Annotated in this window: 13 protein-coding genes and 2 pseudogenes; 11 read left to right on the plus strand and 4 right to left on the minus strand. The window is 45.5% G+C overall.

Features of this window, described 5'->3' with window-relative positions; translation table 11 throughout:
• Nucleotides 1-79 precede the first annotated feature (79 nt).
• Together nasC and nirB are read right to left on the minus strand one after the other, a co-directional pair.
• Nucleotides 80-2,212: an assimilatory nitrate reductase catalytic subunit gene (nasC, locus tag Q5C82_RS14115; RefSeq protein WP_003224851.1), complete on the minus strand. Its 2,133-nt coding sequence runs from the start codon at nucleotides 2,210-2,212 to the stop codon at nucleotides 80-82.
• The gene (gene nirB, locus Q5C82_RS14120) at nucleotides 2,209-4,533 is read right to left on the minus strand and encodes a nitrite reductase large subunit NirB (protein ID WP_003224853.1); all 2,325 of its coding nucleotides are present in this window, start codon (nucleotides 4,531-4,533) and stop codon (nucleotides 2,209-2,211) included. The genes nasC and nirB overlap by 4 nt, the downstream gene beginning before the upstream one ends.
• 180 nt (nucleotides 4,534-4,713) lie before the next feature.
• Here nirB and Q5C82_RS14125 point away from each other — a divergent pair, with 180 nt between their 5' ends.
• The 5 genes and pseudogenes from Q5C82_RS14125 (at nucleotide 4,714) to zinU (ending at nucleotide 9,664) form a co-directional block, all read left to right on the plus strand.
• Nucleotides 4,714-5,919: an MFS transporter gene (locus Q5C82_RS14125; RefSeq protein WP_003224854.1), complete on the plus strand. Its 1,206-nt coding sequence runs from the start codon at nucleotides 4,714-4,716 to the stop codon at nucleotides 5,917-5,919.
• Nucleotides 5,920-6,034: 115 nt separating this feature from the next.
• Entirely contained in the window at nucleotides 6,035-6,949 is a 915-nt protein-coding gene (gene folE2, locus Q5C82_RS14130; RefSeq protein ID WP_003224856.1) for a GTP cyclohydrolase FolE2, read from the plus strand.
• Nucleotides 6,950-7,037: 88 nt separating this feature from the next.
• Nucleotides 7,038-7,178: pseudogene (locus Q5C82_RS14135) on the plus strand (L,D-transpeptidase); the annotation flags it as partial.
• An 83-nt stretch (nucleotides 7,179-7,261) separates the two neighbouring features.
• The gene (locus tag Q5C82_RS14140; RefSeq protein WP_003224860.1) at nucleotides 7,262-8,434 is read left to right on the plus strand and encodes an FAD/NAD(P)-binding protein; all 1,173 of its coding nucleotides are present in this window, start codon (nucleotides 7,262-7,264) and stop codon (nucleotides 8,432-8,434) included.
• 36 nt (nucleotides 8,435-8,470) lie between these two features.
• A complete protein-coding gene (gene zinU / locus Q5C82_RS14145) occupies nucleotides 8,471-9,664 on the plus strand; it encodes a zinc metallochaperone ZinU (RefSeq protein ID WP_003224862.1) in 1,194 nt (397 codons plus the stop codon).
• Between the two features lie 48 nt (nucleotides 9,665-9,712).
• Here the strand turns inward: zinU and Q5C82_RS14150 are convergent, their stop codons facing one another.
• Nucleotides 9,713-10,393 (minus strand): amino acid ABC transporter permease, encoded by a 681-nt coding sequence (locus tag Q5C82_RS14150; RefSeq protein WP_003224863.1) that lies wholly within the window; start codon nucleotides 10,391-10,393, stop codon nucleotides 9,713-9,715.
• Between the two features lie 9 nt (nucleotides 10,394-10,402).
• Nucleotides 10,403-11,266 carry a transporter substrate-binding domain-containing protein gene (locus tag Q5C82_RS14155; RefSeq protein ID WP_079996288.1) on the minus strand — a complete coding sequence of 288 codons (864 nt, stop codon included), beginning with the start codon at nucleotides 11,264-11,266 and terminating at the stop codon, nucleotides 10,403-10,405.
• A gap of 281 nt (nucleotides 11,267-11,547) precedes the next feature.
• Between Q5C82_RS14155 and Q5C82_RS14160 the strand changes: the two are divergent.
• The 6 genes and pseudogenes from Q5C82_RS14160 to Q5C82_RS14185 all read left to right on the plus strand — a co-directional run.
• Nucleotides 11,548-11,684, plus strand: a pseudogene (locus Q5C82_RS14160) (hypothetical protein); the annotation flags it as partial.
• Nucleotides 11,681-12,136, plus strand: a complete 456-nt coding sequence (locus tag Q5C82_RS14165; RefSeq protein ID WP_003224877.1) for an RDD family protein — start codon at nucleotides 11,681-11,683, stop codon at nucleotides 12,134-12,136. The pseudogene Q5C82_RS14160 and the gene Q5C82_RS14165, both read left to right, overlap by 4 nt.
• An 82-nt stretch (nucleotides 12,137-12,218) precedes the next feature.
• Nucleotides 12,219-12,551, plus strand: a complete 333-nt coding sequence (locus Q5C82_RS14170; protein WP_003224878.1) for a YckD family protein — start codon at nucleotides 12,219-12,221, stop codon at nucleotides 12,549-12,551.
• A gap of 134 nt (nucleotides 12,552-12,685) precedes the next feature.
• Nucleotides 12,686-13,108, plus strand: a complete 423-nt coding sequence (locus Q5C82_RS14175; RefSeq protein ID WP_003224879.1) for a MarR family winged helix-turn-helix transcriptional regulator — start codon at nucleotides 12,686-12,688, stop codon at nucleotides 13,106-13,108.
• Complete coding sequence (locus tag Q5C82_RS14180) at nucleotides 13,096-13,437, plus strand: DUF3147 family protein (RefSeq protein WP_003224880.1); 342 nt, start codon at nucleotides 13,096-13,098, stop codon at nucleotides 13,435-13,437. Before Q5C82_RS14175 ends, Q5C82_RS14180 begins: the two co-directional genes overlap by 13 nt.
• 19 nt (nucleotides 13,438-13,456) lie before the next feature.
• The gene (locus Q5C82_RS14185) at nucleotides 13,457-14,185 is read left to right on the plus strand and encodes an AAA family ATPase (protein WP_003224881.1); all 729 of its coding nucleotides are present in this window, start codon (nucleotides 13,457-13,459) and stop codon (nucleotides 14,183-14,185) included.
• Nucleotides 14,186-14,254: the final 69 nt, after the last annotated feature.

Raw genomic sequence — 14,254 nt, forward strand, 5'->3', positions numbered from 1 at the left:
CAGCAAAAAGGAATATTTAAGATACATGTTATAAAATGTAACAAAATATACGAAAAGTTCTAAAAATTTTATGAAAAATTTAAATAGGTCTGATTCGGACGGCGCATACCTTAAAACCGGGCATTTTACAGGCTGGATCTAAAGCTTCACCGATTAAATCATTCACATTTTGAGCATCTGCCCAGTGGATGGGAACAAAAACGGTGTCTTTTCTGATTTGGTCTGATAATTTGCTGCGGACGGTGATGCTTCCCCGAGGGGATTCTATTTTTACCAGTACACGGTCCTCGATATTGTAGGTCGCTGCTGTTTGTGGATGGATTTCCATAAATGATTCAAAGTGTCTCGCGGCAAGGGCGGCGCTTTTTCTCGTTTGGACGCCTGTTAAGTAATGAGACATGACCCTGCCTGTCGTTAAATACAGCGGATAATCGGCTGTCGGCTTCTCTTTTGGAACAGCCGGTTCGATTGGAATCACACTTAGTGCCGCTTTTTGATCAGGATGTGCAAATGAGTCCGCAAACAAACGCCCTGTTCCGGGATGATCAGGTTCTGGACATGGCCAATGAATGCCGCCTTCACGTCTGAGCCTGTCGTATGTGATGCCTGAATAATCAGCAATCCCGCCTCGGCTTGCTTCTCTCAACTCATTAAAAATATCCTTTGCTGACGTGTAAGAAAAATAACGGCCCTTCCCGAGAACGGATGCGATCTCACAAATGATCTGCCAATCATGCTTTGCTTCACCGGGACACGGCCGGCTTGCTTCTCTCAAAGTCACGCGGCCTTCGACATTTGTCATGGTCCCCTCATCTTCTAAATAAGAGGAGGCGGGCAAAATCACATCTGCGTATTTCGCAGTCTCAGAAATAAACAAATCGATCGCGACAAAGAATGTCAGTTTTCTCAGAGCTTTTTTCACGAGGTTTGCATTTGGGCTGGAGACAGCAGGATTTGAACACATGAGGAACAGCCCTTTGATGTCACCGTCATTGATTTTTTCCATCATTTCATAGGCTGAGACACCTTTTCGCGGCAGATCATCCTGGTGAATTCCCCACACTTTCGCAATATGCGACCGATGTTCTTCGTTTTCAATAGAACGGTAGCCCGGGAGCTGATCGGCTTTTTGGCCATGCTCTCTGGCGCCTTGCCCGTTGCCTTGTCCGGTGATCGCCCCATACCCCGAGTAAGGTTTGCCGATTTTTCCTGTGATGAGCACCATGTTTAAGAAACCCTTTACAGCCGCTGTTCCATCGGTTTGCTGTTCAATCCCGCGGGCTGTAAACAGCATGCCGGATGTTTCCTTGGCAAACTTCACAGCGGCTTTTCGCATGTGGGCCAGCGGGACACTTGTCTGTTCGGCGATATCATTCAGGCTCAATGCGTCAGTATGTTGTTTCAGCTCTGCGAATCCATTTGTTCGTGATCGAATGAAATCTTCGTTTACGAGCTGCTCGTCGATCATGATTTTAACGAGGGCGTTGGCAAGGGCGGCGTCTGTGCCGGGTTTGATTTTCAGATGAAGATCGGCGATTTTCGTCGTCGCTGTCTCGCGCGGATCAATGGCAATGATGTAAGCGCCGTTGTCTTTCGCTTTTTCAAAATACGGCATAATTGTTGGTTGGCATTCCGCAATATTGGTGCCGGCCAGAATGATCACACGGGTGTAGGGAATGTCTGATAAGGGATTCGTTAAGCCTCTGTCCGCACCAAATGTTTGGTTGGCTGCGGTTGCTGCGGCGGACATACAAAGCCTCCCGTTGTAGTCGATGTATTTTGTCTGTAAGCCAACCCGTGCGAACTTCCCTAACAAATACGCTTCTTCATTCGTAATCGAGGCGCTTCCGTATACAGCCATGGCATCATGGCCGTGTTCGTGTTGAATCATAGTCACTTGGTCTTTGATATGATTCAGTGCTTCTTCCCAGGAAACAGGCATAAATTCACCATTTTTCTTCAGCAGCGGCCGGGTGATGCGGGAGGAGTTCAGGGCATGCTGGTGGGCGTTCATGCCCTTTATGCATAACCGGCCCTGTGTCGTAGGATTATCAATCCCGATCGCTGTGTACTTTTTCCGTGTGACGATGGTTTGTTCCACGAGCTGCATTTTGCACTGCATGCTGCAAAACGGGCATTGGGTGTCATACGTTTTTTCTGATTGGATGTCTTGCTGTTTATCACGGAAATATCTAAGCAGTCGTTCAGTCAAAATGCCTCACCCCTTTTATGTGTGCCAGCCTGTACAGGCGGTTTTGGAATCAGTGACAGGTCTGTTTGGAGGCTTTCCAGCAGCTGTGTCCTAAGGTCCTCTTCGAATAGCACTTCTCTGATATGAACGATCCCGAGTCGGTCCATCCACTGGTGAACGGTTTCTAAGTAATGAGCCGTCTCACGGTAATATTGGATCAGTCCTTTGATCATGCCGGCCGTGCTGTCTGCGTTGTCTGTAACGCAAAACAGAGCTCCGGAACGGGCATGGGTTCCACGAATGCCGCCGATGTAAATGTCCCAGCCAGCCTGGGTCTGAATCGCGCCAAAATCTTGTATGGCGGCATCGGTGCAGTCTGTTTCACATGATAAGCTGATAGAAATATAAGCGGGCATGGAAAGCATCTCAAGATGTCTCTCGATCTGGGCTGCCAGCTGTTGAATCGATCGGTTTTGTCCGCATGTACATGCTTTGACACTTTGCAGCGTGCGGTGGTGTTCGTTTGAGCGTACGGGCATTATCAGGTCTTTTTTGATGTTTGGGAGATCCGCGGGTTTGATCCCGGAAAGCTTCAGTCTTTGGCCGTGAGTGATGGATACGTCAGGGATGCTGTATGCCTCGATGATATTGGCGATGTTTCTTAGCTGCTCCGCGTTCGTTCGCCCGCCGTACATTTGCGGAATGAGGATGTATGTATCTTCGGCGGCTGACTCAGGCTGAACAAAACCGGGATGAAGCATTTCCAGGTAGTATTGAATCGCCGGAACACATTTGCCGCATCCATTTTTCGTTTTCCAGCCAAGCTGGTTCATTGCTTCTGCCGGATTAGCGAAAGGCCTGCGCTGAAGCTCGGCAATGATGTCGTCTTCTGTAAAATCAGTACAGCCGCAAAACGAAGGAGTGCCAGCGGGCTCTGTATATTCGCTGCTGGTCATGTACCTCAAAAGGTCTTCAACGAGCGGCTTGCATCCTCCGCAGGACCCAGATGCTTTGGTGCAGTGCTTGACTTCCTCAACAGTTGTGAGGCCTTTCGTGTGCACCGCTTCTTCAATCGCGCCTTTCGTCACTGAGTTGCATTGGCAAATCGTTTCACTGGAAGACATGGAATCAAATAAAGTGCCGGTTTTCTCCGGTTCGATGATCTGCTTTTTGACAATGGAGATGTCTCTTTGTTTGAGCAGGCTGTCGAGAAATCGCTGCTTGTCACGTGTATCTCCGAATAAAATAACGCCGGCCAGTTTGTCATCCTCAAAGAGTGCTTTTTTATAAATGCCTGTTTGTTCATCGTAGATTTTAATACTCGTTGTGCGTTCATCCTCGTGAACCTTTCCAGCTGACCACACATCAATTCCAGCTATTTTTAAAGCTGCAGATGGTGCTGACCCTTGATACCCCTCACATGGAACACCGCAAATATGTTTGGCGAGAGCTTTTCCCTGTTCGTAAAGCGGGGCTGCCAAACCATACACCGTTCCGTTATGCTCGGCGCATTCGCCGACGGCATACACATTCGGTTCGCTCGTCTGCATGTCGTCATTCACGATGATCCCGCGGTTTACTGCGATTCCGGCTGACACAACCAATTGAATATTCGGCCTCACGCCAGCCGCCATCACAATCAAGTCAGCTTTCAATGAAGAGCCGTCTTTAAAACGGATGCCGTCTGCCCGCGAGGTGCCAGAAATGGCTACGGTGTCTTTTTCCAAAAGAAAGGTTAAGCCTTTCCGCTCCAGCTCCGTCTGCAGCAGCCGCGACGCCGTTTGATCGAGCTGTTTTTGCATAATGCCGGCTGAGTGATGAATGACGCTGACATCCATGCCGAGATGCTGTAAACCGACTGCGGCTTCGAGTCCTAATAAGCCGGCTCCGATCACCGCTGCCTTTTGATAATGTTTGGCCATGCTCATCAACGCTTGGCAGTCTTCTATTGTTCGAAATCCGTAGACGCCTTCTTTGTCCGCCCCGGGGATGGGGAGAATATGAGGGGAGGAGCCTGTTGCCACTATTAATTTGTCATAAGACAGGGTGCGTTTCCGATCCGTGATAACCCGCTGCTGATCTGTATCAATTTGAACAACCGTTTCGCCTGTGTAAAGAGTAATCCTGTGCTTGTCGTACCAATCCTTGCTGTTCAGTGTAATGTCATCGAGTGACGCCTCACCTTGCAGTACAGAGGATAAGAGAATGCGATTATAGTTGGGATGCGGTTCGCTTCCGAAAATGACAATTTCGAACATTTGGCGATTCAGCTTTAAAACTTCTTCAATACAGCGGATTCCGGCCATTCCATTCCCTGCTAACACTAATCTTTGTTTCTTCATGTACCAGACCTCCTTTGACACAGCATGTAAGTTTTCTCCTATTAAAAATTATGTCACAATGCTTTGTTAACGCATTAAACGTGTCACAAAAACTTACACATGTCTTTTCCAGAAAAAAATGGTCATATATTCTTGATTCAGAAAATTTAAAATAATAGAGGGTCAAGAAAGGGGAATCTTATGAAGCTGTCGGAACTGAAAACTAGCGGTCATCCACTCACTTTGCTCTGTTCCTTTTTATACTTTGATGTGAGCTTTATGATATGGGTTATGCTTGGGGCACTGGGTGTTTATATTTCTCAAGATTTTGGCCTATCTCCTTTTGAGAAAGGGCTTGTCGTGGCTGTGCCGATCTTATCAGGATCTGTGTTTCGTATCATTTTAGGTATTTTAACGGACAGAATCGGACCGAAAAAAACGGCAATGATCGGGATGCTGGTGACAATGATTCCCCTGCTGTGGGGGACATTTGGAGGCCGCTCACTTTCTGAGCTGTATGCCATTGGGGTTCTGCTTGGCGTGGCGGGGGCAAGCTTTGCCGTTGCGCTGCCTATGGCAAGCCGGTGGTATCCGCCTCATTTGCAGGGGCTTGCGATGGGGATCGCCGGTGCGGGGAACAGCGGCACTTTATTTGCAACCCTGTTTGGCCCGCGTCTTGCAGAGCAGTTCGGCTGGCACATTGTCATGGGAATTGCGCTTGTTCCTTTGTTGATCGTCTATATTCTTTTTGTGTCCATGGCAAAGGATTCTCCTGCACAGCCGGCGCCGCAGCCGCTTAAAAACTATCTGCATGTTTTCGGGCAAAAGGAAACATGGTTTTTCTGCCTGCTGTACAGTGTCACTTTCGGTGGATTTGTCGGGCTATCAAGCTTTTTATCTATTTTCTTTGTCGATCAATACCAGCTGTCAAAAATTCACGCGGGCGATTTCGTTACATTATGTGTGGCGGCGGGAAGCTTTTTCCGGCCTGTCGGGGGCTGGATTTCCGATCGTGTCGGCGGCACAAAAGTGCTTTCTGTATTGTTTGTCATCGTGGCCCTGTGTATGGCCGGGGTCAGCAGCCTGCCGTCTCTCTCAATGGTCATCGTTCTTTTGTTTGTCGGAATGATGGGGCTCGGAATGGGCAACGGAGCCGTATTCCAGCTCGTACCGCAGCGCTTCCGCAAAGAAATCGGCATGGTGACGGGAATTGTCGGCGCGGCCGGCGGCATTGGAGGGTTTTTCCTGCCGAACATCTTAGGATCGTTAAAACAGATGACAGGCACATATGCTATCGGTTTTATCACGTTTTCCTGTATCGCGCTGTTGGCGTTTGCACTCGTGCTTGCCGCAGGCTATTACTGGAGAAAAAGCTGGGGCGCGGAAAGCAGCCCGGCTGATGCTTAGGTTTTGACGGACACGTATTTGTGCGTGTCTTTTTTATTTTCTCTTGATTTTATTCGATGAAGTGGTCAAGATAAATAGTAATTGTTACGATTTATAGACGAGAGGAGTTTTCTGATTGAATCAATACACGCTGCTCCCGGGAAAACCGGAGCGTCTTCAATACTTTGGATCGGTCAGTTCGATGAAAGGCGAGAAACCTGTAGAAAAAGAGAAAATGAAGGATCTGCAAAACATCAGGAAAGATTATTTTTTTGACATTCAGCATGTAGGTGTCGCTAATGTGTCCCATCCGGTCACAATCACTTCTGCCATGACGCCTGCTGAGCAAACAACGACTGCGGACTTTACAATGACTTGTGATTTGCGGAGGAATCAGAAGGGGATTAATATGAGCCGGTTAACAGAGCTGCTCCAAATCTATCATCAAGATGGCTGGGTTCTCTCATTTTCCTCTCTGCAGCAATTTACGAAAGAGCTTGCAGAAAACATGGACCAGTCATCAGCTTCAGTCGAAGTGCGGTTTCCATGGTTTTTCGAACGGAAAAGTCCGAAGCTTGAGAAAGCGGGTCTGATGCATGCTGACATATTGATGTCTGTCACCTATCGCGAAGATCAGCCGTTTGAACAGCGTGCCGGCATCTCAGCAAAAGTAACGACCCTGTGCCCTTGCTCCAAGGAAATCAGTGAATACAGTGCCCATAATCAGAGGGGAACGGTCAGCATTTGGGCTGATATTCATCCGGCCGCATCGATGCCAAGCGATTTTAAAGCTGATTTGCTTCACGCCGCAGAATCAAATGCCTCTGCGAGACTGCATCCGGTCCTTAAGCGTCCGGATGAAAAAGCCGTGACGGAAACAGCATATGAAAACCCGAGATTTGTTGAGGATCTTGCCAGGCTGATTGCCGCGGATTTGTATGAGCTTAAATGGGTGTCATCCTTTGAGATTGAATGCCGCAATGAAGAATCAATCCATCTCCACGATGCCTATGCAAAGCTGCGTTTTTCGAAACAGGAGGATAGAATATGAAACTCTTCTTATTATTTGCGCGGTTCTTGTGCCGGCCAGCCTTCTGTTAGCCTGCTCCGATCATGCGGAAGAACACGCAAGTGCCGATACAAAGGATAAAAAAGTCATCGGAAAAGAAGCAAAAAAACTAGGGGTGAAGGCATCTCATGGATGTATCAGGCTGGCCATCCCAGATGCGAAATGGATATATGAAAACATCCCTCAACATACAAAAGTTGTGATTGGCTGAATGGAAAAGAAGTTGACAAAAAGGAAAAAAGAACATACGATTTAAATCGTAACAATTACGTTTTGTTGAGAGGAGATTCTCCCATGTATAAATGGCTGATCATTGGCGGCGGCATCCAAGGCTCAACCTTGGCTGTGCATCTTGTGAAAAGCAGAAGGGCATCGATTGAGGATATTGCTGTCATTGATCCCCATGAACGCCCTCTTGAATGCTGGAAACGAAACACAAGCCGCATTCAGATGAAATACTTGCGCTCTCCATCGGTTCATCATGTAGACACAGAGCCGTTCAGCCTGCAAACGCATGCGGATAAAAGCCAATGGCCGGAAGTATTCTTTGGAAGATATAAGAGGCCCTCGCTTTCGTTCTTCAATCAGCACTGCGAGACTGTGCTAGATGAAATACATATGGATCAAGCATGGAAAACAGGCATGGTGACAAATTTGAGAAGGGCAAACGGGTTGTGGGAAGCGGAGACAGATACCGCTGGTACTCTCAGGGGGGAACGAGTCGTTTTAGCCATGAGTTTTTCTCATCAGCCTTCTTGGCCGGAGTGGGCAAAACCATTTCAGAATAGCGGCATTTATCATGTGTTTGACAGAGAGGTGCACGATGTAAGCAATGAAAGTCTGCAAATGGCAGTTGTGGGCGGGGGGATAACGGCTGCTCATTACGCCATAAAACTCGCAGATGACGGCCATGATGTAACGATGCTGGTGAGGCATCCGTTCCGGATCTATGACTTCGATAGTGATCCAGGATGGCTTGGTCCGAAATATATGAAAGCATTCAGTAAAACGTCTGACTATCAAAAGAGAAGGCAATGGATTACAAGCGCCAGACATCGCGGCTCTTTTCCAAAGGACATTTCAAGAACACTTGCTGTCTATAAGGAGGAGGGCAGAGTAAAAGTCATTCAGGATGAAATTGATTTTTGTCAAAAAACAGATGACGGCAAGATACAGATACACTGTAAAACGAGTGAATCACGATACGAATACGAGCGTGTCGCATTGGCAACAGGTTTTACCTCGGACATCAGCCGGTTCGATTGGGTACAGAGAGCAGCGCAAGCGGAGCAATTGCCTTATGCAGGCTGCGGTTTTCCGATTATTGGCAAGGATTTGCAATGGGGAAAAGGCTTATATGTGATGGGAGCCTTTGCTGAATTAGAAATCGGGCCGACAGCGAGAAATATTTCCGGAGCACGAAAAGCTGCTTACACCATTGCTTATACGGCGAAGCATACAAGTTAAATCGTAATGATTCTATTTTATGAGGAGGACATTAGTATGAAAAAAATACCGGTTACCGTACTGAGCGGTTATCTTGGCGCGGGAAAAACAACATTGCTGAACAGCATTCTGCAAAATCGTGAAGGCTTAAAAATAGCGGTCATTGTCAACGATATGAGTGAGGTGAACATTGACGCGGGCTTGGTGAAGCAGGAAGGAGGCCTTTCCAGAACAGATGAAAAGCTTGTGGAAATGTCAAACGGCTGTATTTGCTGCACGCTTCGCGAAGACTTATTAATTGAAGTCGAGAAACTGGCAAAAGACGGGCGGTTTGATTACATCGTAATCGAATCGACAGGAATTAGTGAACCAATCCCGGTGGCTCAGACTTTTTCTTATATCGATGAAGAGATGGGGATCGACCTTACAAAATTCTGTCAGCTGGATACGATGGTGACAGTGGTTGATGCCAACCGTTTTTGGCATGATTATCAGTCAGGCGATAGCCTTCTGGATCGCAAAGAAGCGTTAGGGGAAGAGGATGAAAGAGACATTGCCGACCTCTTGATCGATCAAATCGAGTTTTGTGATGTTCTGATCTTGAATAAATGTGACTTGGTCAGTGAGCAAGAGCTTGAACAGCTTGAAAAAGTGCTTCGCACACTGCAGCCAAGAGCCAAATTCATTCGTTCCGTCAAAGGAAATGTAAAACCGCAAGAGATTTTGCATACAGGGTTATTTAACTTCGAGGAAGCGAGCGGGTCAGCCGGCTGGATTCAAGAACTGACGGCAGGCCATGCGGAACACACCCCGGAAACAGAAGAATACGGCATCTCTTCATTTGTGTATAAGAGACGTTTGCCGTTTCATTCTACACGGTTTTATCATTGGATGGATCAAATGCCAAAGAATGTGGTTCGTGCCAAAGGAATCGTCTGGTGCGCCTCGCATAACAATCTCGCTTTGCTGATGTCGCAAGCAGGACCGTCGGTTACAATTGAGCCTGTATCGTATTGGGTGGCGGCGCTGCCGAAGCTTGAGCAGGAGCAAGTCAAACAGCAGGAGCCGGAAATCTTGGAGGAGTGGGATCCGGAATTCGGCGACCGTCTGACGCAGTTGGTGTTTATCGGAACAGATTTGGATGAAGATGAGATCACGAAAGAGCTTGATCAATGCCTGCTGACTGAGTATGAATTTGATTCCGACTGGTCGCTGTTTGAGGATCCGTTCAAGTGGAAGCTGAATCAATAGGAAAAAAGCCGTCTCCTGAGGAGCGGCTTTTTTTAATGAAACGTTTGTTTAAACATAATGAGCGTATTTTTTCTCAAGGATATTCTGAAAAGCGGCCGCTGCTGAGCAAATGGCCCAATAAATGAGAGCGGTCAGAATATACATGGTCATGTAATCAAACTCTCTGCCGCCGATGATTTTCGCATGCTGGAGCAATTCCGGCACTGTAATCATTGCAGCGAGAGAGGACGCCTTGATTAAGTCGAGCAATACATTGGCAAGCGGAGGCAGCGCAATACGGATTGATTGCGGCAAAATGATCCCCCTCATCGTCTGCCAATAGGAAAGGCCGAGAGAGGATGCGGCTTCCCACTGTCCTTTTTCAACGGATGAAATGGCTGAACGGTTAATTTCCGCAATATAGGCGGCGCTGTTAAGACTAAAGCCAATTAAAGCGGCTGTGACAGCGGAAAACTCAATGCCGATATAAGGAAATCCGAAATAAAGGATAAACAAGATCACCAAAATCGGAACGCCCCGCATAAATGAGATATAGAGCTTCGCCGGCCATCTTAACAAGGCGAGCTGAGACATTCTGGCGAGTGATATGAACAGGCCGATCACCGTTCCCGCAAACATGCTCACAAAAGAGATGAGCAGCGTATACCCAATGCCTTTTATGACATAAGGAAACGATTCAATGGCCAGCTTTGTGTTGAAAATATATTCCCACTGAATGCTATTGATCATGGCGTCCGATTACAAACCAACGTCTTGAACGTCGACATCCAGTTTCTTTGATACATCTGCTTTATTGAAGAATTGTTTCGATAACTTTGTCAAAGTGCCATCCTTGCTCATTTCCTTCAATGTTTCGTTCATCTTTTTCTGAAGTGCTGCATTGCTTTTTTTCATGACAAGCGCTTGTTTGTTCGGCATGTACTTGATGTCAGGATGGATCGTAATGTTGAGATCCGGGAATGCTGCGAGCGCAAGTGTCTGCAGGTAATAGTCGTTTAAAATGACATCAGTGCGTCCGTTAGCGACATCTTTTAAATACTGCTCATTGGTCGCATTATCATAAATCACTTCTTGAGCGCCGTATTTTCTCGCTACATCCATGTAGACTGTCGTAGCTGCGCCAGCGGCTTTCTTTCCTTTTAAATCCTTAAGCGTTTTAATCCCTGATAAATCGTCTTTTCGGACGATTGCCGTGCCGTATGAATATTTATATGGAGTGGAGAACGCGAACTTCTTCTCGCGGTCCTTCGTCACATCGATGTCATTTGCGGCTGCGTCAACCTGGCCGCTGTTCACCGCTGTCAGCATTCCGTCAATGCCCATCTCCTTGAACTCAACCTTCAGGCCCAAGCGTTTTGCCGCTTCACGAACGACTTCAACCTCATAGCCCGTCAGCTTATCGGAACCTGAATCGGTATCGTGATAAGAAGTGGGATAAAGCGTGCCAGATGTAGCGACAACAATTTTCCCTTTGTCTTTGATCTGCTCCCAGCCTGTATCCTTGGAATCGGCTTCATTTTTGCCGGAACAGGCTGCCAATATAAGAAAGAAAGCCATTGTGAAACTGAATATAACGGCTTTCGATGGCATGAATGATTTCACCTAAGTTTCCCCCAATCTGTTAATCAACTAAAAAGATAGCACTGAACATAAGGGGTTGCAATATGTTGGTGACGTTTTCAAAAAGTTCGAATTGTGTATACAAATAGGTGTGCGTTTAAAAGCGGCTATGAAGGGAAGGAGTGATTATAAAGGAGTTGTTTAAGGATAAAAGAACTGCCATACCAAGGAAAAGAGCATGTGAAGTGAAGTATGTAGCAGATACCATGATTGAGATGCCATTACACCAATGGGCCGGGCACTCGTTATTCTCATGCTGTATGAAATGGTGAAGAAGCATGAAATCGATCTTTCACATAAATTAAGTCTTGCTGATGGCCCTAAGGCATATGATATATTCGATAAGAAAGAAGATGGAAACATCAAAGTCATATTGAAGACATATGGGGGAGTCAAATGAATATTTACAAACCAGCTGGATTCTGGATCAGATTAGGAGCTTCATTGCTGGATTACATTATTGTTTCGGTGCCTCTTTTGCTGATCTATTGGCTGATTACAGGAAAAGACCCGAACGACAGCATGTTCATCAGTCTGATTGTTCTGCTGTACTCTATTTTGTTGCCGGTGTTTTGGAACGGCTACCTTATCGGAAAAAGAATCTGCGGGATCAGAATCGTAAAAAAAGACGGATCACAGGTCAGCCTGTTAACGATGTTTTTGCGGGTTATTGTTGCAGGTCTGGTTTACGGCATCACCTTCGGACTCGGCTTGATCGCCAGCCTTATTCTGATCGGCGTCCGAGAAGACAAACGGACACTGCATGATTTAATCGCGGGAACATATGTCACTTACGCGTCTCCGGGTGAAGAAGAACTTTATACTGACGAACAAATCAGAAAGAGCGAATAATGGTTCGCTCTTTTTCTTTTGCATGTATAAAAAATGCAATGCAGCAAAACATATGAAAAATAGGATTGGAGGAATATATTGGATGGAACGAATCAAAATCAATATCATCACGATGTTCATAACCGCAGCTGTCATTTCTCTGACCGGCACAGCTGAAGCCGCTGAAAAACAGCAGCAGCCTCCCGCAAATGTCACACTGACAGATCAGCAAAAGAAAGAAATTGAACAGCTGGAAGCAGACATACTAAAAAAGCGCAAAGACGTGATCTCAAAGTATGTGCAATACGGTGTCCTGCCTAAAGAAAGAGGAGAACACATCAAAAATCACATGGACAAACACTTTGAAATGATGAAACAAAACGGCTTTGTTCCAAAGCCTCATCCTCATCAGCATAAATTTGAAAAAAGACATTAAGACGGTAAGCATCCAATGGGAATTGGGTGCTTTTTTATTGTGAAAAAGTTGCTGTAATAAATGAGTGAAGTTTTAGAAATTAATATCGCAATAGCCGGTTATATCGTATAATAAGATATAAAGAGGTGTGTATGATGGAAATGGATTTCATAGCTAAACTAAATCAGCAATGGACAGATATTTATTATGTATTACATTACAAACATAAAGACAATATTTCTCACCAGGCAATACGGCTCATGCAGCATATTGAAAAGCAAGGCGAAGCCACAATAGGGGCTTTGGCTGAATACTTGTCTGTCTCTCACAATACTGCGTCGGAGCATACTAAACGTTTAATTCAAAAGGGATTAGTAGCTAAACGGCGAAGTCAGCAAGATGAACGAAAGGTTATAGTATTCTTAACGCAAGAAGGAAGATCTGTTCTTGAGCAGCACACACAGCTAGATAAAGAGAAATTAACGGAAATAATTAAACGACTAAGCACTTCAGAAAAGGAATTGCTTGAACAGGCCTTTGAACTTTTAAGTAAGGAAGCTAAACAATGGCAGTTTTAAGCAAAGTGATCATCTCAGCGTTGATTATCGGTTTTGTGACTGAAATATCAAAAAGACATCCGACCTATGGGGGAATTATTGCCGCTTTACCCTTGGTCAGTTTATTAAGCCTTTTTTGGATGCAAATACAGGGTGAAAAAACAGCTCAATTAAGTCAATTTACATCAGGTGTGCTTACAGGAATCCCTGCTACAGTTTGTTTACTCGCTATTTTGGCGTTTTTGCTGAAAGTTCATGTGCCGTTCTGGTTAGCATTATGCGTTGGAATACTAGGATGGGCTGTATTTTTATGGATGCAAAAGATTTTTTTCAATATATTATGTAACTGAGTGAGAGAAAGGAGATGCTATGTTTTTAAAAAAAGTTACTCTTCTTCGAGATAAGATTGCGGACTTTGACAGATTTCCTTTTACTATCCCGGCTATCAATCAATTAAATGAAATTTTATTTACTAGCCAAGTGACTTTTTTTGTAGGAGAAAATGGATCTGGCAAATCTACTTTGCTTGAAGCTATAGCAAATAAGTGTGAATTCAATACAGCGGGTGGAAGCCGAAATAATGTCTATGATTTACAGGAGTCAGATTCTCATTTAGGTGATTACATACGTTTATCTTGGCTGCCAAAGGTAACAAATGGCTTCTTTTTAAGAGCTGAATCGTTTTATCATCTTTCTCTTCATCTGGATGAGATGGAATTAGAAGCTCCGCAGCCATACCGTTCTTATGGAGGGAGGCCGCTGCACAAGCAATCACATGGAGAGTCCTTTATGTCTCTATTCCGTCATCGTTTTAAAGAAAAAGCGATTTATCTTTTAGATGAGCCAGAAGCTGCACTTTCTCCAGCTAGGCAACTGGCTTTTATGAGAGTAATACATGATTTGGTGAAGGGTGGAAATGTCCAGATGATCATTGCGACTCACTCCCCGATCCTGCTGGGCTATCCCGATGCTAATATTTTAAGCTTTGATGGTGGAAGAATACATCCTACAGAATATGAGAATACAGAACATGTTCAATTAACACGATATTTTCTTGGACAAAGAGAAAAAATATTGAATGAGCTGTTCCGCGATTAATATCGAGTTGATATGAAACGCGTTTCATAACCTATGATAGGTTTATCAAATACTTCAGGAGTGATAAAC

This window comes from uncultured Bacillus sp. (genome assembly GCF_958411575.1).
Classification (GTDB): Bacteria; Bacillota; Bacilli; order Bacillales; family Bacillaceae; genus Bacillus; species Bacillus spizizenii.

What these genes read in the sequence shown, in the direction of transcription:
- Q5C82_RS14125 (WP_003224854.1), top strand. Translation starts at nt 4,714, where the DNA reads ATGAAGCTGTCGGAACTGAAAACTAGCGGTCATCCACTCACTTTGCTC.
- zinU (WP_003224862.1), top strand. Translation starts at nt 8,471, where the DNA reads ATGAAAAAAATACCGGTTACCGTACTGAGCGGTTATCTTGGCGCGGGA.
- Q5C82_RS14150 (WP_003224863.1), bottom strand. Translation starts at nt 10,393, where the DNA reads ATGATCAATAGCATTCAGTGGGAATATATTTTCAACACAAAGCTGGCC.
- Q5C82_RS14175 (WP_003224879.1), top strand. Translation starts at nt 12,686, where the DNA reads ATGGAAATGGATTTCATAGCTAAACTAAATCAGCAATGGACAGATATT.
- nirB (WP_003224853.1), bottom strand. Translation starts at nt 4,533, where the DNA reads ATGAAGAAACAAAGATTAGTGTTAGCAGGGAATGGAATGGCCGGAATC.
- Q5C82_RS14165 (WP_003224877.1), top strand. Translation starts at nt 11,681, where the DNA reads ATGAATATTTACAAACCAGCTGGATTCTGGATCAGATTAGGAGCTTCA.
- Q5C82_RS14185 (WP_003224881.1), top strand. Translation starts at nt 13,457, where the DNA reads ATGTTTTTAAAAAAAGTTACTCTTCTTCGAGATAAGATTGCGGACTTT.
- Q5C82_RS14140 (WP_003224860.1), top strand. Translation starts at nt 7,262, where the DNA reads ATGTATAAATGGCTGATCATTGGCGGCGGCATCCAAGGCTCAACCTTG.
- Q5C82_RS14180 (WP_003224880.1), top strand. Translation starts at nt 13,096, where the DNA reads ATGGCAGTTTTAAGCAAAGTGATCATCTCAGCGTTGATTATCGGTTTT.
- Q5C82_RS14170 (WP_003224878.1), top strand. Translation starts at nt 12,219, where the DNA reads ATGGAACGAATCAAAATCAATATCATCACGATGTTCATAACCGCAGCT.